The organism is Trujillonella endophytica (assembly GCF_900110555.1).
In the GTDB taxonomy this organism is placed as follows: Bacteria; Actinomycetota; Actinomycetes; order Mycobacteriales; family Geodermatophilaceae; genus Trujillonella; species Trujillonella endophytica.
The window spans coordinates 297899-318444 of the sequence record NZ_FOEE01000002.1; the positions used below are offsets into that span (position 1 = coordinate 297899).

The following is a 20546-nucleotide window of genomic DNA, read 5'->3' on the forward strand; positions in this document are numbered from 1 at the left end:
GGCTGCGCGCCCTCTGGGCGGCACCGGCTTCGGTGCGCTGCCCGTGGCGATGCAACCCGACCAGCGTACCCGAGGCGCCGGATCCCGGTCGAACGGGGGAAGGACCCCCCGTCCTCCACCGGTCGCCCGCTCGCGGCGGGCCCCTGCGGGGGCCGGGACGGGCCTCAGGAGGCCGGCGGTCCGGCCGGCCGGCTGGCCGCCCGACGACGGCGCGGCCGCCCGCCCGCGAGCACCGCGCGAGCGGCCGGCTCGTCGGGGCCGGCACCGGCGGGGACGTCGTCCTCGTCGGCTGCCTCCTCCTCCGGCGGCGCGGGCGGCGCCTCCGGGGCCACGGGGGCCTCCACGGGCGGGACCACGGCGGCCTCGGCCGCCTCGTGCGGCAGCTCCGGTGTGGCGTCCGGCGACGGGGCGCCCACGGGGACGTCCAGGACCTCCGCGAGCACCTCGGGCGCGAAGCCCGGGGCACCGGCCGGGCTCCCGTCCGCCGGGCTTCCGTCCGTCGGGACGCCGGGCGCGGAAGTCTCCTCGGCCGCCGGGGCGGTCTCGCGGGCAGCCGCGTCGGCGGGCGCGTCAGCGGCGTCCCCGTCGGCAGCGTCCCCCTCGGCAGCAGCCTCGGCGGTGTCGCTCCCGACGGCGGCGAGCACGGCGGCGTCCTCGGCCGCGCGCTCCTCCCCGGACTGGCCGCGGTTGCGCCGGCCTCGGTTGCGCCGCCCACCGGAGCGCGGCTCGCCGCCCTCGGCGGGCGGCTCGTCGGCGGTCGCCTCGGCAGCCTCGGCGGGGGCCTCGGCACGCTCGGACCGGTTCTGGTCGCGGGTCTCGGCCCTGCCCGACTCGCGGGTCTCGGACCGGTTCTGGTCCCGCCGCCCGCCGCCCGGGCCGTTGCCGCCGGAGCCGGCCGAGCCGCCGGCACCCCCCGAGCCGCCGGAGGCGCCACCCCCGCGGCGCTTCTCGTCGACCGGGTCGGTGTGCACGACGATCCCGCGCCCGCGGCAGTGCTCGCAGGGCTCGCTGAACACCTCGAGCAGGCCCTGACCCACCCGCTTGCGGGTCATCTGCACCAGCCCCAGCGAGGTCACCTCGGCGACCTGGTGCTTGGTCCGGTCCCGGCCCAGGCACTCGGTCAGCCGGCGCAGCACGAGGTCGCGGTTGCTCTCCAGGACCATGTCGATGAAGTCGATGACGATGATCCCGCCGATGTCGCGCAGCCGGAGCTGGCGGACGATCTCCTCCGCCGCCTCCATGTTGTTGCGCGTCACCGTCTGCTCGAGGTTGCCGCCCGAGCCGACGAACTTGCCGGTGTTGACGTCGACGACCGTCATCGCCTCGGTGCGGTCGATGACCAGCGAACCGCCCGAGGGCAGCCAGACCTTGCGGTCCAGGGCCTTCGCCAGCTGCTCGTCGATGCGCAGGTCGTGGAAGACGTCGCCCTCGCCGGTGTAGCGGGACAGCCGGCCGACCAGCTCCGGGGAGACGTGCGCGACGTAGGCCTCGACGGTGTCCCAGGCGTCGTCGCCCTGGACCACGAGCGAGGTGAAGTCCTCGTTGAACACGTCGCGGATGACGCGGATGGCGAGGTCGGGCTCGCCGTAGAGCAGCGACGGCGCGTTGGAGGAGGACTCGGACTTCTTCTGGATGACGTCCCACTGGGCCTGCAGCCGGGCCACGTCGCGGGTGAGCTCCTCCTCCGAGGCGCCCTCCGCCGCGGTGCGGATGATCACGCCGGCGTCGGCGGGGACGATCTTCTTGAGGATGTCCTTGAGCCGCTGCCGCTCGGTGTCGGGCAGCTTGCGGCTGATCCCCGTCATCGACCCGCCCGGCACGTAGACCAGGAAGCGCCCGGGCAGGTTGATCTGCTGGGTCAGCCGCGCGCCCTTGTGCCCGATCGGGTCCTTGGTGACCTGCACCAGCACCTTGTCGCCGGACTTCATCGCCGTCTCGATGGACCGCTGCTTGCCCGACAGGCCCGCGGCGTCCCAGTTCACCTCACCGGCGTAGAGGACGGCGTTGCGCCCCTTGCCGATGTCGACGAACGCCGCCTCCATGCTGGGCAGCACGTTCTGCACGCGGCCCAGGTAGACGTTCCCGGCGAACGAGGTGGCCGACGCCTGGGTGACGTAGTGCTCGACGAGGACGTCGTCCTCGAGGACGGCGATCTGGGTCCGCTCGCCGCGCTGGCGGATGACCATCGCGCGGTCCACGGCCTCGCGCCGGGCGAGGAACTCGGCCTCGGTGAGGATCGGCGCCCGCCGGCGGCCGGTGTCCCGCCCGTCCCGGCGCCGCTGCCGCTTGGCCTCGAGGCGGGTGGAGCCGGCGACGCCCTTGACGTCGTCGTCGCTGGTGGTGCGGCCGTTGCGGCCGGCCCGCTCGGGGCGGTCGGCGTCGTCGGACGCGGCGGTGTCCCCGCCGGTGTCCGAGCTGCCACGCCGGCGGCGGCGGCGCCGGCGGCGGGTGCTGGAGCCGGCCTCGCCCTCGTCGCCGTCGGAGTCGCCGTCGTCGTCGCCGGTCTCGTCGACGTCCTCGGCCTCGTCGGAGTCCTCGTCGGCGTCGTCGCGGCGCTGCTCGTCGGCCTCGGCGTCGTCTCCGGTCTCGTCGGCGGCGTCGTCGCCGTCCTCGCCGGTGCGACCGCGGCCGCGGCCCCGGCGCCCTCGCCGGCGGCGGCGGCTGCCGGCGCCGCCCTCGTCGCGGTCCTCGGCGCCCTCGTCGTCGGAGTCGTCGGTGTCGGCGTCGATGTCGGAGTCGGTGTCGGCCGGGCTGTCGACGGCGGCGTCGGCACCGGCATCACCGGTGGCGCCCCGGCGCCGCGAGCGGCCGCGCCGGGAGCGAGGCGCGGGGGGCTCGTCCTCGTCGTCCATGGGCGCGACGTCGACGTCCTCCGGCTCCTCGGGGGACTCGGCCAGCGGCCGGCGGCTGCGCCGGCGGGACACCGGGGCCTCGGCCTCGGCCGGCGCCACGAAGCTGATGAAGGCCGGGACCGCCGGCGGGGCCGCCGGCGCCGGCTCGACGGAGTCCGGATCGGCCGGTGCGGCCGGGCGGGTGGCGCGGCGGCGGGGGCGGGCGATCACCGCGGTGGGCTCCGGAGAGCTGAACTGGGCCCCGAACCGGGAGACCGGCTCGGCGTCGAGGTCGGGCTCGGGATCCTCGGCGGGCAGGTCGGCGGCGCCGGGAGCGACCGCCGCGAGGGCGTCGTCCTCGTCGCCTGCCACGGCCTCCGGCTCGGCGGCCTGGCCGGCCAGGCCGGTCGCGGGGGCCGGGGCGCTCTCCCCGTGCTCGCCGGCGGGGGCCGCCGCGGTGTCCTCGGTCGTCGAGGTGGTGTCGTCGTCCTGGTCGGCCACGAAGGGCTCGCCTCCTGTGTGGTGCCCCCGGGCGCCGATCGCTACGGCGGCCGCGCAGGGGCACGGGTTGGGCGGGTCGGGCGCCCCACGGATCTGACGCGGATCGCCCGTCCTGCGAAGTCTGTGTACGGCTCGGCCGCGACGGTTGCCGCGGCCGGGGGCCGGTGATGCGGGTCGTGCGGGGTACCCGGTCCTGCTGGTACCCCGGTGGCGCTGAGTGGTGCTGGCTCTCGGTGCGTCACGCCTGGCAGCCGTGCCGCGCGACGTCGCGGGCGCTCTGCGGCTCAGACCGTTGCGCGCTCCCCCTGGCAGTGGGTGCGCGCGAGCCGGTCGGGCCCGAGCGGATCGGCCACCCTCCCGGTGTCGTCGAGCCGGCCCTGCGCCTCACGCACGGCCCGGGTGGGCGACGGCGGGCGCAGGTCGGCGACGGCAGCCAGGGCGGCCACCACGTCGTCTGGTCGAACGGCGGGCGTCACCTGCCGGACGACCACGGTCAGTATGGCACAGCCGGGGTCCCCGGCCACGGTCGCCGCGGCCACGGCGGCGCGGGCGTCGACGTCGACCGGGCCGTTCTTGCCGCGCTTCGCGACGGTCACCTCCTCGCGGGCGAGGAACGCGGCCACCGCCGAACCGAGCTCCGCCGGCTCGACCCCGGCGAGCTCCAGGCGCCACACCGAGGCGTCGATCCGGTCGGCCAGCGAGCCCGTCCCCTGCCCCGCCTCCACGCACTCGACGACGTCGATGCCCGCCGGCAGCGCGGCGTCCAGGGCGACCCGCACGGCCTCGGGATCGCAGGGCCGGGTCACCCCGATCTCCAGGTACTCGGCCTCGCTGGCCGCGCCCGTCGGCGCCGCCCCGACGTAGCTGATCTTCGGGTGCGGGCTGAAGCCGGCGGAGAAGGCCATGGGCACCTGCGCCCGCCGCAGGGCGCGCTCCAGGGCGCGGGCGAGGTCGCGGTGGGAGGCGAAGCGGAGCGGCCCGCGCTTGGTGTAGCGCAGCCGCAGTTTCTGGACGGTCGGCGGCGGGGGCGGCCCGTCGGGCTGGCGGGCCACGTCAGGCGCCCGGACCGACGGGGGTCAGGGGCAGCAGGCTGCGCCCGGTGGGCCCGATCTGGATCTCGGTGCCGTTGGTCGGGCAGACCCCGCAGTCGTAGCAGGGGGTCCAGCGGCAGTCGCTGACCTCCTCCCCCGCCAGCGCCTCCTGCCAGTCCTCCCAGAGCCACTCCTTGTCCAGCCCCGAGTCCAGGTGGTCCCAGGGCAGGACCTCGTGCTCCTCGCGCTCGCGGGTGGTGAACCAGTCGAGGTCGACGCCCAGCGGCGCGAGCTCCGCGGCGGCGGCCGCCGTCCACCGCTCGAACGAGAAGTGCTCGCTCCAACCGTCGAACCGGCCGCCCTCGCGCCACACGCGCTCGATCACCCGGCCGACGCGGCGGTCGCCGCGGGAGAGCAGTCCCTCGATCACGCCGGGCTTGCCGTCGTGGTAGCGCATGCCGATGGACCGGCCGATCTTCCGGTCGGCGTTGATCGCCGCGCGCAGCGCCCTCAACCGGTGGTCGATGGTCTCGGCGCTGGCCTGGGCGGCCCACTGGAACGGCGTGTGGGGCTTGGGCACGAACCCGCCGATCGAGACGGTGCAGCGGATGTCCTTGCGGCCGCTGGCCTCCCGGCCGGCGCGGATGACCTCCGTGGCGAGCTCGGCGATCTCCAGCACGTCCTCGTCGGTCTCCGTCGGGAGCCCGCACATGAAGTAGAGCTTCACCTGCGTCCAGCCGTTGGCGTACGCGGTGCTGACCGTCCGGATCAGGTCCTCCTTGGACACCGTCTTGTTGATCACCCGGCGGATCCGCTCGCTGCCGCCCTCGGGGGCAAAGGTCAGCCCGGAGCGGCGGCCGTTGCGGGACAGCTCGTTGGCGAGGGTCACGTTGAAGGCGTCGACGCGGGTGCTCGGCAGCGACAGGCCGGTGTTGGTGCCCTCGTAGCGGTCGGCCAGCTCGGTGGCCAGCTGGCCGATCTCGGAGTGGTCGGCGCTCGACAGCGACAGCAGCCCGACCTCCTGGTAGCCGGTGGCCCGCAGCCCCTGGTCGATCATCGAGCCGATACCGGTGATCGTCCGCTCGCGCACCGGGCGGGTGATCATGCCGGCCTGGCAGAAGCGGCAGCCGCGGGTGCAGCCGCGGAAGATCTCCACGCTCATCCGCTCGTGCACGCTCTCGGCCAGCGGAACCAGCGGGGTCTTCGGGTAGGGCCACTCGTCGAGGTCCATGACGGTGCGCTTGCCGACCGTCGCCGGGACGTCGTCCCGCGTGCGGGTCACGCCCGTGATCGCGCCGTCGGGGCCGTAGGAGACGGCGTAGAAGCGGGGCACGTACACGCCGTCGACGCGGGCCAGGCGGGCCAGCAGCTCGACGCGGCCGCCGGGCCGCCCCTGCTGCTTCCACGCCTTGACGACGTCGGTGATGTCGCCGACGGCCTGCTCGCCGTCGCCCAGGACGGCGCAGTCGACGAAGTCGGCGACCGGCTCGGGGTTGAACGCGGCGTGCCCGCCGGCGACCACGACCGGGGAGTCCTCGTCCCGGTCGACCGCGTGCAGCGGGATGCCGGCGAGGTCGAGGGCCTCGAGCAGGTTGGTGTAGCCGAGCTCGGTGGCGAAGCTGACGCCGAGGACGTCGAAGTCGGCGACGGCGCGGTGGCTGTCGACGGTGAACTGCCCGACGCCGGCCTCGCGCATGAGGCCGGCCAGGTCGGGCCAGACGGCGTAGGTCCGCTCGGCGAGGGCGTCGGGGCGCTCGTTGAGCACCTCGTACAGGATCATCAGACCCTGGTTGGGCAGCCCCACCTCGTAGGCGTCGGGGTACATCAGCGCCCAGTGGACGGCGACGTCGTCCCAGGGCTTCACCTGGGAGTTCAGCTCGCCGCCGACGTACTGGATCGGCTTCTGGACCTGCGCGAAGAGGGGCTCGAGGCGGGGGTACAACGTCTGTCCGTTCATGACCCGTCCAGGGTAGACGGGTGCCCCGCCCGCGCCCGGGCGGTCGCCTACTCGACCTCGACCCACCCGTTGCGCAGCACCGTCTGTCCCCCGGAGGTGGCCTCGAAGGCGAACGCCCGGCGCCCACCGGTCGTCGTCCCGGCGTCGTACACCGAGACGGCGACCTCGTCGCCGGGGTAGGCGTAGCGGCTGAACCGGACGGCGACGCGCCGGATCCGGTTCGGGTCGCCGCCGGCGGCCAGGGCCACGAGTGCCCGGGTGCCGATGCCGAGCGTGCACAGGCCCTGCAGGAACTTGCCGCGGTCGCTGCCGGTGGCCCGCTTCGCCGCGCGGTCGTCGACGTGGATGATCGCGCGGTCGCCGGAGGCACCGGCGTAGCGGAAGGTCTGGTCCGCCGTGGTGCCGAGCACCATCGTGCCGACCGGCCGGGAGCGGGCCTCGTCCGGGAACGAGTGGTCGGCGAGCTCGCGGCCCTGGTCGCCGCCCGTCGTCGGGCCGACGTACATCACCGACCAGAACTGCTCGTAGACCAGCTCCCCGGCCTCGTCGACGCTGGCCACCCGGTTGAACACGTTCATCCCGGCCTTGTTGACCGAGACGGAGCAGACCTCCGACGTCGTGGTCAACACCGTGCCCGGGCGGGGCACCTTGTGGATGTGCAGGTCGTGCTCGCCGTGCCCGGCGCCGAACCCGCTCTCGGTCGCCTCGGCCGGGAGGGCCACCGACGCCAGGAACGGCTGCAGCCCGGGGACGGCGGCGTAGGTCGGGGGCACAGCGCGGCCGTCGGCGTACAGCGGGCTGTCGTCGTTGACCGCGAGGGCGAACGCGGCGATCTCGCCGGGGTCGCAGGTGGTCTCGAACGGTGCGCTCGTCCGCCCCAGCGGGACCTTCGTCGTGTCCATCAGCGGACCAGCTGCTTGTCCCCGGGCAGCCGCAGGCGCGGCAGGCCGAGGACGTGCTGGGCGATGATGTTCTTGAAGACGTCGGTCGTGCCGCCGTAGGTCGCCGTCCCCTGCGCGAACCGGTGCGCGTAGTCGATCGCACCCCCGTCGACGGCGCCCTCGCCGCCGTGCGCGATCAGTGCCTCCGGGCCGACCAGGTCGACCAGCTCGGCGATGCCGGCGATGAACGACAGCGAGGCCTTGTTGCGCCCCATCGGGCCGGGGGTCGCGTCCGCCGCCTCGGTCTCCACGACGAGCCGGCCGAGCCGGTCGAGGAAGACCGGGTCGTCGGCGACGAGCGTGCCGTCGGGCCGGCTGGTCCGCTTGGCCCAGCGGGCGGCGGCGTCGATGGCCCGCTGGAACTCCCGCGTGTAGCCGACGCCGATGGAGAGGTCGTCCAGGCCGTTGCCGCGGCCGTCCCCGTGCTCCTCGTCCAGCGGGCCGCGCAGCACCGCCCAGCCGCCGTTCACCTCGCCGAGGCGGTAGCGGTCGGCGACGTGCACGTCGGAGTAGTAGACGGCGTTGGTGCGCTCACCGCCGTAGGTGTGGATCGCCTGGATCTCCACGCCCGGTGAGTCCAGCGGCACGAGGATCATCGTCAGGCCCTTGTGCTTCGGGGCCTCGGGGTCGGTGCGCGTGATCAGGAACGTGTACTGGCAGTTGTGCGCACCGGTGGTCCACATCTTCGACCCGTTGATCACCCACTCGTCACCGTCCCGGACGGCGCGGGTGTGCGAGGCGGCGATGTCCGAGCCGCTCTCCGGGTCGCTGTAGCCCAGGCAGAAGCGCACCCGGCCGGTGGCCACCTGGGGCCGCAGTTCGGCGACGAGGTCGGGGGCGCCGTACCGCTCGACGGCGGGCCAGACGCCGCCGGTCGTGCCGGAGGTGACGTACGGGACGCGCCGGCGGGCGAGCTCGAGCGCGAGGATGCGTGCGCAGACGTCGTCCAGACCCGCGCCGCCGTGCTCGACCGGCCAGGTGGGGAACAGCCAGCCCCGGCTGCCCAGCGCCAGGTGCACGCGCTCGTCGAAACCGTCGCCGGTGCGCCGCTCGTGCTCGTGCACCTCCTCGGTGACGATCTCGTCGAGGAAGGCGCGGACCTCCCGCTGGAAGGCCTGCTGCTCGGGGGTCAGCTCGACAGGGGCGAAGTCCATGTCAGCGCACCCACTGCTTGCTGCCGGGCAGGTTGAGCCGCGGGAGGCCCAGGACGTGCTGGGCGATCATGCCCTTGAAGACCTCGGTGGTGCCGCCGTAGGTGGCGGTCCCCTGGGCGAAGCGGTGGGCGAAGTCGATCTCGCCGCCCTCGATGGCGCCCTCGGCGCCGTGGGCGAGCACCGCCTCGGGTCCGACCATGTCCATCAGCTCCGCGATGCCGGCGATGAAGGACAGCGAGCTCTTGGTCCGCCCCATCGCGGCGGGGGTGACCCAGCTGGCCTCGGTGGAGACGGCGAGCCGGCCCAGCCGGTCGAGGAAGGCCGGGTCGTCGGCGACCAGCGTGCCGTCCGGCCGGGACGTCCGCTTGGCCCAGCGGGCCGCCGCGTCGATGGCCCGCTCGAACTCCCGGGTGCCCATGAACATGGCGATGTCGGACAGGCCGTCGTCCGGCCGGCCCGCGCCGTGCTCGGCCGACAGCGGGCCCTGCAGGGTCGCCCAGCCGCCGTTGACCTCGCCCATCCGGTACCGGTCGGCCACGTGCACGTCGGTGTAGTAGACGGCGTTGGTGCGCTCGCCGCCGTAGGTGCGGATCGCCTGGATCTCCACGCCCGGGGCGTCCAGCGGCACCAGGAACATGGTCAGGCCCTTGTGCTTCGGGGCCTCGGGGTCGGTCCGGGTGAGCAGGAACGTGTACTGGCAGTTGTGCGCACCGGTGGTCCACAGCTTCGAGCCGTTGAGCACCCACTCGTCGCCGTCCCGGACGGCGCGCAGGGTGGCCCCGGCGATGTCCGAGCCGCCCTCCGGGTCGCTGTAGCCCAGGCAGAAGCGCACCCGGCCCGCGGCGACCTCCGGCTTGAGCTCGGCGGTCAGCTCCGGGTCGCAGGACAGCTCGACCGCGGCCCAGACCAGGTTGGTGGTGCCCATGGTGATCGTGGGGACCTGGTGGCGGGCGATCTCCAGGGCGAGGATGCGCTGGCAGACGCGGTCCAGGCCGGCGCCGCCGTCCTCGACCGGCCAGGCGGGGAACAGCCACCCGCGGCTGCCCAGGGCCAGGTGCACGCCCTCGTTGAAGCCGTCGCCGGTGCGGCGCTCGTGCTCGTGCACCTCCTCGGTCATGATCTCGCCGAGGACGGCCCGGACCTCCCGCTGGAAGGCCTCCTGCTCGGGGGTCAGGTCGACGGTGCCGAAGTCCATGTCGTCGTCCCCCCTCAGACCGAGGCCAGCAGCGCGGCGGCGACCTGGCGGCGGTCGGCGCCGGGGTCGCCCCCGAGGACGCTCCAGCCCTTGGCGCGCAGGAAGAACAGGCTGATGTCGGCCTCGACGGTGAAGCCGAGCCCGCCCTGGGTGTGCGCGGACACCCACGCGGACTCCGTGGCGGCGTGCGCGGCCTGGACGAAGGCCGCCAGGGGCAGGTCGGGCCGCGCCCCGGGCTCGTGCGAGGCGTACCAGGCGGCCTTGTAGGTCAGGTTGCGCGCGCCGGCGATCTCGGTGACGACGTCGGCCAGCGGGAACGCGACTCCCTGGAGGGAGCCGATGGAGACGCCCAGGGTGCGGCGGCTCTTCGCGAACTCGACGCCCAGGTTCAGGGCGGAGTCGGCGAGGCCCACCAGCGCGGCGGCCGTCAGCAGCTTCCACTCGGCGACGGCGGCGCGGAACAACGCCTCCGCCTCGGGACCGCTCGCGAGGACCGTCCGCTCCCCCGCGGCCGGGTCGAACCAGGCCAGCGGGGTCGAGCCCTGGTTGGGCACGTGCGCGGCCGGCTCGGCGAGCGTGTGCAGCGCGAGGCCGTCGGCCGACCAGGCGAGCACGTCTCGGGAGACCGCGGCGTCGGGCACGAGCTGCCGGTTGCTCCCGACGACGGGCTGCAGGGCGAGCGTGACGATCCGCTCGCCGCCCGCCGCAGCGGTCAGCAGCTCGGCGGCACCTCCGGCGCGGGCCAGAAGCCGCGAGGCCACGACGTGCGAGACCAGCGGCACCGGGGCGACGACCTTGCCGAGCTCCTCGGCCACGAGCACGAGGTCTACCAGGGTCGCGTCGTCACCGCCGGCCGCCTCGGGCAGCGCCATCGACGTCGCGCCCATGGCCACCAGGCGCTGCCAGAGGTCGGCGTCGAAGCCGAGCGGCTCCGCGTCGCGCACCCGCGAGGAGGGGACCTCCTTGGTGAAGAAGTCGCCGAACCCCTCGCGCACCGCCTGCTGGTCGTCGTCCAGGCTGAAGTCCTGGAGTCGCAGCTCGAATCGTTCCATGCCTGTAAATGCATCACACCGCCGCCGCAGCCGACAAGTGGCCCCTCGGCGGGTCGCGCACAGGACGGTCCCCGCCGCCCCGCCGGACGGCGGGACGCGGGTCGGGCGCGGCCGCCGAGGGCTATGTCAGGGCGGGGAAGAACAGGCCGATCTCGCGCGCGGCCGACTCCGGGGAGTCCGAGCCGTGCACGATGTTGCGCTGCACCTCGAGGGCGAGGTCGCCGCGGATCGTGCCGGGGCCGGCCTTCACCGGATCGGTGGCGCCGGCCAGCGCCCGGAACGCCTCGATGGCCCGGGGGCCCTCGACGACGAGGGCGACCAGCGGGCCGCCGGTGATGAACTCGACCAGCGAGGGGAAGAAGGGCTTGTCGCGGTGCTCGCCGTAGTGCTGCTCCGCGACCTCCCGGGGCAGGGTGCGCAGCTCGGCGGCGACCAGGCGCAGGCCCTTGGCCTCCAACCGGGAGATCACCTCGCCGACCAGGCCGCGGGCCACTCCGTCGGGCTTGACCAGGACAAGCGTGCGTTCCGTCACGGTGCGGGAGCCTAACGACCCCGCCACCCCGAGCCCCGGTCGGTCGCGGGCGGGGGCTCGACGGCGGGCACCGCACTGCGGTACTGCTCCGGCATGGACACCCACCACTCGGTCCACGACCTGCCCGCCGCGGACGGTGGCTCGGTCCCCACCCTGGTGGTCCGGCCGCCGACACCCGGGCCGCACCCCGCCGTGATCCTCGGCGTGGAGGCCTACGGGCCCAACCGCTTCGCCACCGAGGTCGCCACCCGGCTCGCCGAGGCCGGCCACGTGGTCGTCGTGCCGGACTACTACCGCGGGGCCGGACCGGGCGACCCCGAGGCCTACACCGACTTCACCGAGGTGATGCGGTTCATCGACGCGCTGGACTTCCGCCGCGGGACGCGCGACCTGCTGACCGCGGTGGCCTACGCCGCCGGCTGCGACGACGTCGACCCCGACCGGATCGCCGTCTGGGGCTACTGCACCGGCGGCACCCTCGCCCTGCTGGCCGCGGAGCTCAGCGACCGGATCGCCGCCGCGGTCCTCTTCTTCCCGAGCCAGCCGTGGTTCGCCGAGTTGACCCCGCGCACACCGGTCCACCCCGTCGACCTGCTCTGGGCGCTGCGGTGCCCGGCGCTGTTCCTGTACGGCGACCGCGATCCCGTGCTGCCGCCCGAGCGGCTCGAGGACCTCCGCGACCGGCTGGCGGGGACCACCGGCGGGCACCGGCTGCTCGTGTCCCCGGACGCCGGGCACGCGTTCTGCGCTCCGGTGGCGCCGCTGCGCGACGACGCCGCCGACCGCGCCTCCTGGGCCGACGCCACCGCCTTCCTGCGCGCGCACCTGAGCGGTTCCTCCGGCGTCGGCGGGACCGGACCGGGCGCGGACGCGTGACGGCTACCGTGGTGCCCCACGCCGCAGGACGGACGGAGGGGCGTCGATGACAGCGGACGCCGCCGAGGGCGCCCCCGCCGCGTCCCCGCGGGAGGAGCGGCGGCAGCAGCGCGTCGACCTGTTCCGGTCGCAGGTGCTCGACGCCGCCGAGGAGATGTTCGCCGAGCTCGGCTACCACGGCACCAACCTGAAGGCGATCGCCGCGCGGTGCGAGGTCTCGGTCGGCTCGCTGTACTCGGTGTTCGACGGCAAGGACGCGCTGTTCGCCGCCGTCCTGGCGCGCTCCGGCGAGGGGCTGACCCCGCGGATGACGGAACTCGCCCGGGACGACGCCCCGGCCGACGTCCGCCTGCTGCGCCTGGCCGAGCTGCAGGTCCGCTGGTTCCGGGAGCACCCGAACTGGGCCCGGATCACCACGGCGTTCGTCTCCCCCGGCGCCCGCGCCGACCTGCCCGGGGGTGAGATCGCCCGCAACTACGAGGGGGGCTACCGCTGGGCGATGGAGCTCCAGGCGGGGGTCATCGCCGCCGGGCAGCGCGACGGGCTGCTGCGCACCGGCGACCCCGGCGCCCTGGCCCGGATGTTCTCCGCGATGGTCAGCGCGCACCACGTCATCGACGAGCAGGCCGGCGCCGCCCTGACGCTGGAGGAGTTCCTCGACCTGCTGCGCGCGACGTTCGTCGTCCGACCCGCCTGATCAGCGCGGGTCGAACTCCAGCTGCAGGTCCGGGATGCCGCGCAGCACCGGCGAGTACACCGGCTCGTAGCCCTCGGCCAGCCGGTACGCGGGGATGCGCTGGTGCCACACCTCCAGCGCGATCCGCAGCTCCAGCCGGGCGAGGTTGGAGCCCAGGCAGCGGTGCCGGCCGAGGCCGAACGTCGCGTGCCGGTTGGCGGGGCGGGCCAGGTCGACGGTGAGCGGGTCGGGGAACTTGTCCGGGTCGAAGTTCCAGGTGCCCTGGACGACGCTGACGTGCGTCCCGGCGGGGATGTGGACGCCGCCGACGTCCGCGTCCTGCACCGCGCGCCGCGTCTGGGACGGGCTGGTGGCGGCCCAGCGCAGCAGCTCCTCGACCGCGAACGGGACGGCGGCGGGGTCGGCGAGGGCGGGCTGCAGGTCCGGACGCCGGGCGAGGAGCCCGAACGCGCACTCCAGGGTTCCGGTGACGGTGTCCAGGCCGGCGATGAGCAGCTGGTGGCAGATGTTGATCGAGTTCTCCCGGCTGAGGTCGCCGGCGCGTTCCCGCTCGACGAGGGCCGTCAGCAGGTCGTCGCGGGGGGCGCCCTCGCGCTCGGTGAGCGCCTCCTGGAACAGCGCCGAGATCTCCGCTCCCGCGTGGCGGCGGACCGCCATCGACTGCTCGAGGGTGCCGCCGACGCCCCCGCGGATGATGTCGTCCTTGAGCCGGACGAACTCCGGCAGCCCCGACTGGGGCAGGCCGAGCAGGTCGAGGAAGGTCCCCACCGGGTACGGGACGGCGACCTCCCGGCCGAAGTCGCAGCGGCCCCGGCCGGCGAACGCGTCGATGCACTCGTGCATCAGCGCCCGCAGCCCCGGCTCCAGCGGCGCGACGCGCTTCGGCGAGAACATGGGGTCGAGGATCCGGCGGTAGCGGGCGTGCTCGGGCGGGTCGATCTGCAGCGGGATGAGCCCCGACTCCGACCCGAGGAAGCTGCCCTCGGGGCCGGAGGAGAACACCCCCGGCTCGTGCAGGACCCGGTCGACGTCCGCCGAGGCGGTCACCACCACCTCCGCGCCGACCCGCCGCGGCGGCTGCGACGACAGGTCGTGCCAGACCTGCGGGGCGTCGTCGTCCCAGACGATCCCGTACTGGTTGGTGAGCAGCGTCTGGACGACGTCGTCGGCCGACATGGTCTGGGTCATGGGTCGCTTCCCCTTCGGTCGCGGTGGGCGCAGACAAGACCCGCGCGGGCATCGCCGTCAAGGCCTTGTCGTGACGTGCGCCACTCCGATACGTTCAGCACTGAACCATGGATCCAGATTCCGAACCACCGTTCAGATTTTTCCGCCCCGACACCAGGAGGACCGCCGTGAGCCGACCGATGGAGGGCGTGCGGATCGTCGAACTCGCCCAGTTCACGTTCGTGCCGGCGTCCGGCGCCGTGCTGGCGGACTGGGGCGCGGACGTCATCAAGATCGAACACGCCGAGACCGGCGACGCGCAGCGCGGCCTGGTCAGCATCCTGGGCCTGGACCAGGGCGTGGCGTCGTCGACCTTCTTCCCGATCATGGAGGGCCCCAACCGGGGCAAGCGCAGCATCGGCCTGGACCTGGAGACCGCCGGTGGCCGGCGCGTGTTCGAGGAGCTGATCCGCGGCGCCGACGTCTTCGTCACGAACTTCCGCGAGCCGACACGGAAGAAGCTGGGCGTCGACGTCGACGACGTCCGGGCGATCAACCCGGACGTGATCTACATGCGCGGCACCGGGATGGGTCCCAAGGGCGACGAGGGCCCGAACGGCGGCTACGACCAGACGGCGTTCTGGGCGCGCTCCGGCCACGCCGACGCGATCACCCCGGTCGAGCTCGACGCGCTGCTGCCGATGCCGACCGGCGCCTACGGGGACAACATCGGGGGCATGACCATCGCCGGCGGCATCGCCGCCGCCCTGTACCGGCGCGCCGCGACCGGCGAGCCGTCGGTCATCGACGTCTCCCTGCTCGGCGTCGGCCTGTGGACGTCGTCGTTCGGGGTGAACGCCTCGCTGCTGGCCGGCGGCCCGCTGCCGAGGATGGCGCCGATGAAGCACGGCTCGCCGCGGAACCCGCTGTCCGGCGGCGCCTACCGCAGCGCCGACGGCCGCTGGATCCAGCTGGGCATGCTGCAGCCGGGCCGCTACTGGCCGGAGATCTGCGCGCGGCTGGGCCGCCCGGAGCTGGTCACCGACGAGCGGTTCGACACCGGCGACAAGGTCATCGCCAACGCCGCGGAGGCCGCCGTCCACGTGGCCGAGATGATCGGCGCGCACACCCTCGAGGAGTTCCGCGCCGCGATGAAAGGCGCCCAGGGACAGTGGGCCCTCGTGCAGAACTACCACGAGGCGGGGCTGGACCCGCAGGCCCGCGCCAACGGCTACATCGGCACCGTCACCGACGTCGACGGGATCGAGCGCGAACTGGTGCTGGCGCCGGTGCAGTTCGACGAGACGCCGCCCGACGTCCGGCGCGCGCCGCAGCACGCCGAGCACACCGACGAGATCCTCCGCGAGCTCGGCATCGACGACGACGAGCTCATCGCGCTGAAGATCGAGGGCGCCGTCACGTGATCGACTTCGCGCTGACCTCCGACGGCCGGTGGACCGCCGGCACCGACGAGCTCGCGACCGCCGCGGGCGCCGCGGGCTTCGCCGGGATCGGCCTCGGCGTCGACCGCGCGTCGGCCCCCGGCGCCGCGGCCACCCTGGCCGGCGCCGGCGTGCGCTGCTCGGAGCTGATGGCGCTCATGGTGTCGCGCAACGAGGAGCGCACCCTGGCCGCCGCCCGGCAGCTGGCCGCGGCGGCCGCGGCGGTGGGAGCGCCCTGGGTGCTGACCGTCCCCGCCGCGCCGCCGTCGGCGGAGACCGCCGCCCTGCTGGGCCGCTGCGCGGACGTCGTCGCCGAGGCCGGCGCCCGGCTGGCGATCGAGTTCAGCCCGCTCGGGGTCGTCACCTCGATCGCCGCGGCCCGGGAGCTCGTCGCCGCGGCCGACCCCGGCCGGGCCGCGGTCATGATCGACACCTGGCACTTCTCCCGCGGCGACAGCACGTGGGAGCAGCTGGCCGGGATCCCCCTCGAGGAGATCGCCTACCTGCAGTTCTCCGACGCGCCCGAGCCCCTGGGCGACGACGGCTTCACCGAGACGATGGACCGCCGGCTCTGGCCCGGGGAGGGCACGTTCGAGCTGGCGCGCTTCGCCGGCACGCTGCTGGACCGCGGCTGGGCGGGCACGGTGAGCGTCGAGGTGCTCAACGCCGAGCTGGTCCGGCTCCCCGTGGCCGAGTTCGCGCGCGCCGCCCACGACACCACCGCCCGCTTCTGGAGCTGACCGCCCGCGGTCCCGTCAGCCGGCGGTGGGTGCCCCGTCGTCGTCGCCGGGGGCCGGCACCGCCGGCTCGCCGAACGGCGAGCCCAGCAGCTCCTTGCGCACCTGCAGCAGGTAGAGCCAGATCAGCACGAAGATCCCGCCGACGAACCACATCGAGCTGGTGATCAGCCCGGTCAGCAGCAGCGGCACCTGCAGGACCGTGCCGGCCATCAGGCCCCACGGCCGCCGCTGCACCCCGCTGGCGAGCACGAGCACGACGGCGAGCACCAGCAGGGTGGTGAGCCGGCCGCCGGTCAGCCCGTCGCCGCTCCACGCGATGGCGCGCGGCACGAACAGGACGGCGATCCCCTCCAGCAGCAGGACGGCGGCGGCCGATCCGCGCATCGCCTTCGCCGCCCGGACCGGGTCGGCCGCCGTCACCGCGTCTTCCCGCCGAGCAGGGCCCGCGCCTGGCCTGCGGTGATCACGCTGCCGGTGACGAGGACGCCGGACCCGCCGAGGGCGTCGTCGGGCCCGGCCTCGGCGAGCTCCATCGCCTCGGTCAGCGCGTCGCGCAGCCGCGGCGAGACGCTCACCCGGTCGGCGCCGAAGACGTCGACGGCCAGCGCCCCCAGCTCGTCGGCCGGCATGGCCCGCGGCGAGTCGTGCTGGGTCACCACCAGCTCGGCGCACAGGGGCTCGAGCTCGGCCAGCATCCCGGAGACGTCCTTGCCGCGGACGCAGCCGACGACGCCGACCACCCGGGTGAAGTCGAAGGACTCGCGGACCGCGGCCACCGTGGCCGCCATGCCGGCCGGGTTGTGCGCGGCGTCCACCAGCACGGACGGCGAGGTGCGCACCCGCTCCAGCCGGCCCGGGGAGCGGACGGCGGCGAACGCGGCGCGCACCGTCTCGACGTCGATCGGGCCGGTCGCGGCGCCCGCGCCCAGGAACGCCTCGACGGCGGCCAGCGCGGTGGCGGCGTTCTGCGCCTGGTGCGCGCCGAACAGCGGCAGGTAGAGGTCGGGGTACTCGCCGCCGAGCCCCTGCAGCCGCAGCTGCTGCCCGCCGACGGCGACGGTCCGGTCCAGCACCCCGAACTCGGTGCCCTCCCGGGCCACCACGGCGTCGACCTCGACCGCGCGGCGGACCAGCGCGTCCAGGGCCCCGGGCTGCTGCGTGGCGAGCACGGCGACGGCGTCGGCCTTGATGATCCCGGCCTTCTCCCCCGCGATGGTCGCGACGTCGGGCCCGAGGTACTCGGCGTGGTCCAGGGCGACGGGGGTGACGACGGCGACCCGCGCGTCGGCCACGTTCGTCGCGTCCCAGCGCCCGCCCATGCCGACCTCGACGACGGCGACGTCGATCGGGGTCTCGGCGAACAGCGCGAACGCCAGGCCCACCATGACCTCGAAGAACGACATCGGGTGCTCGCCGCCGTCGTCGACCATCTGCACGTACGGCGCGATGTCCTCGTAGGTCTCCACGAAGCGCTCCGGGGTCACCGGCTTGCCGTCCAGGACGATCCGCTCGCGCATCGACTGCAGGTGCGGGCTGGTGAAACGGCCCACGCGCAGGCCGAAGCCGCGGAGCAGCTCGTCGACCATCCGCGCCGTCGTCGTCTTGCCGTTGGTGCCGGCCACCTGGATCACCGGGAACGCGCGGTGCGGCGCGCCCAGCAGGTCGACCAGCGCGGAGATGCGGGTGAGGGAGGGCTCGAGGCGGGTCTCGGGCCACCGCGCGAGCAGTGCCTCCTCGACGCGGGCGAGCCCGGCTGCTGCTGCGGGACGCCCGCCGGGGCCGGTGCTGGTCATCCGTCCCAGGATGCCAGCCGGGTGGTTCCTAGACTGGGCCCCATGGCTCCCGACACTGCGACCCCGGACACGACTGCCCCGGGAGCCGACGTCGGCGTACCGGAGAAGCCCACCCTCGACGGCCTCGAGGAGAAGTGGACCGCCCGCTGGGCGACCGAGGACACCTACGCCTTCGACCGGGCGGCCGCGCTGAGCGCCCCCCGCGAGCGAATCTTCTCCATCGACACACCGCCGCCGACCGCGAGCGGGTCGCTGCACGTCGGGCACGTGTTCAGCTACACCCACACCGACATCGTGGCCCGCTACCAGCGGATGCGCGGCAGGCACGTCTTCTACCCGATGGGCTGGGACGACAACGGCCTGCCGACCGAGCGCCGGGTGCAGAACTACTACGGCGTGCGCTGCGACCCGTCGCTGCACTACGACGAGTCGTTCGAGCCCCCGGAGAAGCCGGGCAAGGACCAGATCCCGGTCTCGCGGCGCAACTTCGTGGAGCTGTGCGAGCGGCTGACGGAGGAGGACGAGAAGGCCTTCGAGCAGCTGTGGCGGCGGGTGGGCCTGTCGGTCGACTGGAACGTCGTCTACCGCACGATCTCGGCGTCCTCGCGGGCCACGGCGCAGCGGATGTTCCTGCACAACCTGGCCCGCGGCGAGGCGTACGCGCAGGAGGCGCCGACCCTCTGGGACGTCACCTTCCGCACCGCCGTCGCCCAGGCCGAGCTGGAGGACCGGGAGCGGCCCGGCGCCTACCACCGGGTGGCGTTCGCCGGCCCGTCCGGCCCCGTGCACATCGAGACGACCCGGCCCGAGCTGCTGCCGGCGTGCGTGGCGCTGGTCGCCCACCCCGACGACGAGCGCTACCGGCCGCTGTTCGGGCAGACGGTGCGCACGCCGCTGTTCGACGTCGAGGTGCCCGTGGTCGCCCACCGGCTGGCCGAGCCGGACAAGGGCTCGGGCATCGCGATGATCTGCACCTTCGGCGACCTCAACGACGTCACCTGGTGGCGCGAGCTCCAGCTGCCGACCCGGGCGGTGATCGGCTGGGACGGCCGGTTCGTGGCCGAGGCTCCGGCGGGCGTCCCGGCGGAGGTCTACGCCGAGCTGGCGGGGAAGACCTCGTTCAGCGCGCAGCAGCGGATCGTGGAGCTGCTCACCGAGTCCGGCGACCTGGAGGGCGAGCCGCGGCCGATCACCCACCCGGTGAAGTTCTTCGAGAAGGGCGACCGCCCGCTGGAGATCGTCACCACGCGCCAGTGGTACATCCGCAACGGCGGCCGGGACGCCGACCTGCGCGAGGCGCTGGTGGCCCGCGGCCGGGAGATCCAGTGGGTGCCCGAGCACATGCGGCACCGCTACGAGAACTGGGTCGAGGGCCTCAACGGCGACTGGCTGATCAGCCGGCAGCGCTTCTTCGGGGTGCCGTTCCCGGTCTGGTACCGGCTGGACGCCGAGGGTCTCCCGATCCACGACGAGCCGCTGGTCGCCCCCGAGGAGTCGCTGCCGGTCGATCCGTCGTCCGACGTGCCCCCGGGCTTCGACGAGTCCCAGCGCGGGGTGCCGGGCGGGTTCGCGGCCGACCCCGACGTCATGGACACCTGGGCGACGTCGTCGCTGTCGCCGCAGGTGGCCTCGGGCTGGGACACCGACCCCGAGCTGTTCGCCGCGGTCTTCCCGATGGACCTGCGGCCGCAGGCGCACGACATCATCCGCACCTGGCTGTTCTCCACCGTGGTCCGCTCGCACTACGAGTTCGGCGCGGTGCCGTGGTCGCACGCGACGATCTCCGGGTTCGTCGTCGACCCCGACCGCAAGAAGATGTCCAAGTCCAAGGGCAACGTCGTGACGCCGATCGACGTGCTGGAGCGCTACGGCACCGACGCCGTCCGCTGGCGGGCCGCCGGCGCACGGCCGGGGGCGGACTCGCCGTTCGACGAGGCGCAGATGAAGGTCGGCCGCCGGCTGGCCATGAAGATCCTCAACGTCGGCCGCTTCGTGCTCGGGCTGGGCGCCTCGGCGGGGCTGGCCGTCGAGCAGGTGACCGAGCCGATCGACCGCGGGCTGCTGGCCGGCCTGGCGGCGGTCGTCGACGAGGCCACCGCCGCGCTGGAGGCCTACAACTACACCCGCGCGCTCGAGGTCGCCGAGACGTTCTTCTGGTCATTCTGCGACGACTACGTCGAGCTGGTGAAGTCCCGGGCCTACGGCGACGACGCGGCCGCCGAGTCCGCGCAGGCGGCGCTGGCGGTGGCGCTGTCGGTGCAGCTGCGGCTGTTCGCGCCGGTGCTGCCGTTCGTCACCGAGGAGGTCTGGTCCTGGTGGCAGGCCGGGTCGGTGCACCGCGCGCCGTGGCCGGTCGCCGCGGAGCTCCCCGCCGACGGGGACCCGGCCGTCGGGACGGTGGTCGCCGAGGCCCTGGCGGCGGTGCGCAAGGCGAAGTCGGAGGCCAAGCAGTCGATGCGGGCCGACGTCGAGTCCGCGGTCGTGACCGCGCCGGCCGACCAGGTGGCGCTGGTGGAGGCCGGCCGGGCCGATCTCGCCTCGGCCGGGCGGATCGCGTCGCTGTCGGTGGTCCCCGGCGCGGGCCCGCTGCGCGTGGACGTCGTCCTGGCGCCGGTGCCGGAGGCCTGACGGCTGCGG

General features: G+C 74.5%; 16 protein-coding genes. 5 read left to right on the top strand and 11 right to left on the bottom strand.

What is annotated here, in order from left to right; all coding sequences use genetic code 11:
• Nucleotides 1-164: 164 nt before the first annotated feature.
• The 8 genes from BMY88_RS04375 to ndk form a co-directional block, all read right to left on the bottom strand.
• The gene (locus tag BMY88_RS04375) at nucleotides 165-3332 is read right to left on the bottom strand and encodes an Rne/Rng family ribonuclease (protein ID WP_211435488.1); all 3168 of its coding nucleotides are present in this window, start codon (nucleotides 3330-3332) and stop codon (nucleotides 165-167) included.
• A 284-nt stretch (nucleotides 3333-3616) separates the two neighbouring features.
• Nucleotides 3617-4384 (bottom strand): TIGR03936 family radical SAM-associated protein, encoded by a 768-nt coding sequence (locus BMY88_RS04380; RefSeq protein ID WP_091940547.1) that lies wholly within the window; start codon nucleotides 4382-4384, stop codon nucleotides 3617-3619.
• Between the two features lies 1 nt (nucleotide 4385).
• Nucleotides 4386-6320 carry a TIGR03960 family B12-binding radical SAM protein gene (locus tag BMY88_RS04385; RefSeq protein ID WP_091940549.1) on the bottom strand — a complete coding sequence of 645 codons (1935 nt, stop codon included), beginning with the start codon at nucleotides 6318-6320 and terminating at the stop codon, nucleotides 4386-4388.
• A gap of 47 nt (nucleotides 6321-6367) precedes the next feature.
• Nucleotides 6368-7222 (bottom strand): MaoC/PaaZ C-terminal domain-containing protein, encoded by an 855-nt coding sequence (locus BMY88_RS04390; RefSeq protein ID WP_091940551.1) that lies wholly within the window; start codon nucleotides 7220-7222, stop codon nucleotides 6368-6370.
• The gene (locus BMY88_RS04395) at nucleotides 7222-8415 is read right to left on the bottom strand and encodes an acyl-CoA dehydrogenase family protein (RefSeq protein ID WP_091940553.1); all 1194 of its coding nucleotides are present in this window, start codon (nucleotides 8413-8415) and stop codon (nucleotides 7222-7224) included. The genes BMY88_RS04390 and BMY88_RS04395 overlap by 1 nt, the downstream gene beginning before the upstream one ends.
• 1 nt (nucleotide 8416) lies before the next feature.
• Complete coding sequence (locus BMY88_RS04400; protein ID WP_091940555.1) at nucleotides 8417-9610, bottom strand: acyl-CoA dehydrogenase family protein; 1194 nt, start codon at nucleotides 9608-9610, stop codon at nucleotides 8417-8419.
• A gap of 14 nt (nucleotides 9611-9624) precedes the next feature.
• Entirely contained in the window at nucleotides 9625-10662 is a 1038-nt protein-coding gene (locus BMY88_RS04405) for an acyl-CoA dehydrogenase family protein (RefSeq protein ID WP_091940557.1), read from the bottom strand.
• Between the two features lie 121 nt (nucleotides 10663-10783).
• Nucleotides 10784-11194 (bottom strand): nucleoside-diphosphate kinase, encoded by a 411-nt coding sequence (ndk, locus tag BMY88_RS04410; protein WP_091940559.1) that lies wholly within the window; start codon nucleotides 11192-11194, stop codon nucleotides 10784-10786.
• Between the two features lie 93 nt (nucleotides 11195-11287).
• Here ndk and BMY88_RS04415 point away from each other — a divergent pair, with 93 nt between their 5' ends.
• Nucleotides 11288-12070 (top strand): dienelactone hydrolase family protein, encoded by a 783-nt coding sequence (locus BMY88_RS04415; protein ID WP_091940561.1) that lies wholly within the window; start codon nucleotides 11288-11290, stop codon nucleotides 12068-12070.
• A gap of 46 nt (nucleotides 12071-12116) precedes the next feature.
• On the top strand, nucleotides 12117-12767 hold the full coding sequence (locus BMY88_RS04420) for a TetR/AcrR family transcriptional regulator (RefSeq protein WP_091940563.1): 651 nt from the start codon (nucleotides 12117-12119) through the stop codon (nucleotides 12765-12767).
• Here the strand turns inward: BMY88_RS04420 and BMY88_RS04425 are convergent, their stop codons facing one another.
• On the bottom strand, nucleotides 12768-13955 hold the full coding sequence (locus BMY88_RS04425) for a cytochrome P450 (RefSeq protein WP_091940565.1): 1188 nt from the start codon (nucleotides 13953-13955) through the stop codon (nucleotides 12768-12770).
• Nucleotides 13956-14122: 167 nt separating this feature from the next.
• On the opposite strand from BMY88_RS04425, the gene BMY88_RS04430 reads away from it, so the two are divergent.
• Both BMY88_RS04430 and BMY88_RS04435 read left to right on the top strand, forming a co-directional pair.
• Nucleotides 14123-15358, top strand: coding sequence for a CaiB/BaiF CoA transferase family protein (locus BMY88_RS04430; protein ID WP_211435489.1), 1236 nt, complete (start codon nucleotides 14123-14125; stop codon nucleotides 15356-15358).
• A complete protein-coding gene (locus BMY88_RS04435; protein ID WP_091940569.1) occupies nucleotides 15355-16116 on the top strand; it encodes a sugar phosphate isomerase/epimerase family protein in 762 nt (253 codons plus the stop codon). Before BMY88_RS04430 ends, BMY88_RS04435 begins: the two co-directional genes overlap by 4 nt.
• A 15-nt stretch (nucleotides 16117-16131) precedes the next feature.
• Here BMY88_RS04435 and BMY88_RS04440 read toward each other — a convergent pair whose 3' ends face one another.
• Together BMY88_RS04440 and BMY88_RS04445 are read right to left on the bottom strand one after the other, a co-directional pair.
• On the bottom strand, nucleotides 16132-16536 hold the full coding sequence (locus BMY88_RS04440) for a DUF4233 domain-containing protein (RefSeq protein ID WP_091940571.1): 405 nt from the start codon (nucleotides 16534-16536) through the stop codon (nucleotides 16132-16134).
• Nucleotides 16533-17909, bottom strand: a complete 1377-nt coding sequence (locus BMY88_RS04445) for a bifunctional folylpolyglutamate synthase/dihydrofolate synthase (RefSeq protein WP_091940573.1) — start codon at nucleotides 17907-17909, stop codon at nucleotides 16533-16535. Before BMY88_RS04445 ends, BMY88_RS04440 begins: the two co-directional genes overlap by 4 nt.
• 42 nt (nucleotides 17910-17951) lie before the next feature.
• Between BMY88_RS04445 and valS the strand changes: the two genes are divergently transcribed.
• Entirely contained in the window at nucleotides 17952-20537 is a 2586-nt protein-coding gene (gene valS, locus BMY88_RS04450) for a valine--tRNA ligase (RefSeq protein ID WP_091940575.1), read from the top strand.
• The last annotated feature ends 9 nt before the right edge of the window (nucleotides 20538-20546 follow it).

Excerpts from the sequence above, each read along its gene's own strand:
- BMY88_RS04400 (WP_091940555.1), bottom strand. The coding sequence starts at position 9,610 with ATGGACTTCGGCACCGTCGACCTGACCCCCGAGCAGGAGGCCTTCCAG.
- BMY88_RS04415 (WP_091940561.1), top strand. The coding sequence starts at position 11,288 with ATGGACACCCACCACTCGGTCCACGACCTGCCCGCCGCGGACGGTGGC.
- BMY88_RS04385 (WP_091940549.1), bottom strand. The coding sequence starts at position 6,320 with ATGAACGGACAGACGTTGTACCCCCGCCTCGAGCCCCTCTTCGCGCAG.
- BMY88_RS04420 (WP_091940563.1), top strand. The coding sequence starts at position 12,117 with ATGACAGCGGACGCCGCCGAGGGCGCCCCCGCCGCGTCCCCGCGGGAG.
- BMY88_RS04445 (WP_091940573.1), bottom strand. The coding sequence starts at position 17,909 with ATGACCAGCACCGGCCCCGGCGGGCGTCCCGCAGCAGCAGCCGGGCTC.
- valS (WP_091940575.1), top strand. The coding sequence starts at position 17,952 with ATGGCTCCCGACACTGCGACCCCGGACACGACTGCCCCGGGAGCCGAC.
- BMY88_RS04405 (WP_091940557.1), bottom strand. The coding sequence starts at position 10,662 with ATGGAACGATTCGAGCTGCGACTCCAGGACTTCAGCCTGGACGACGAC.
- BMY88_RS04390 (WP_091940551.1), bottom strand. The coding sequence starts at position 7,222 with ATGGACACGACGAAGGTCCCGCTGGGGCGGACGAGCGCACCGTTCGAG.
- BMY88_RS04395 (WP_091940553.1), bottom strand. The coding sequence starts at position 8,415 with ATGGACTTCGCCCCTGTCGAGCTGACCCCCGAGCAGCAGGCCTTCCAG.
- BMY88_RS04425 (WP_091940565.1), bottom strand. The coding sequence starts at position 13,955 with ATGACCCAGACCATGTCGGCCGACGACGTCGTCCAGACGCTGCTCACC.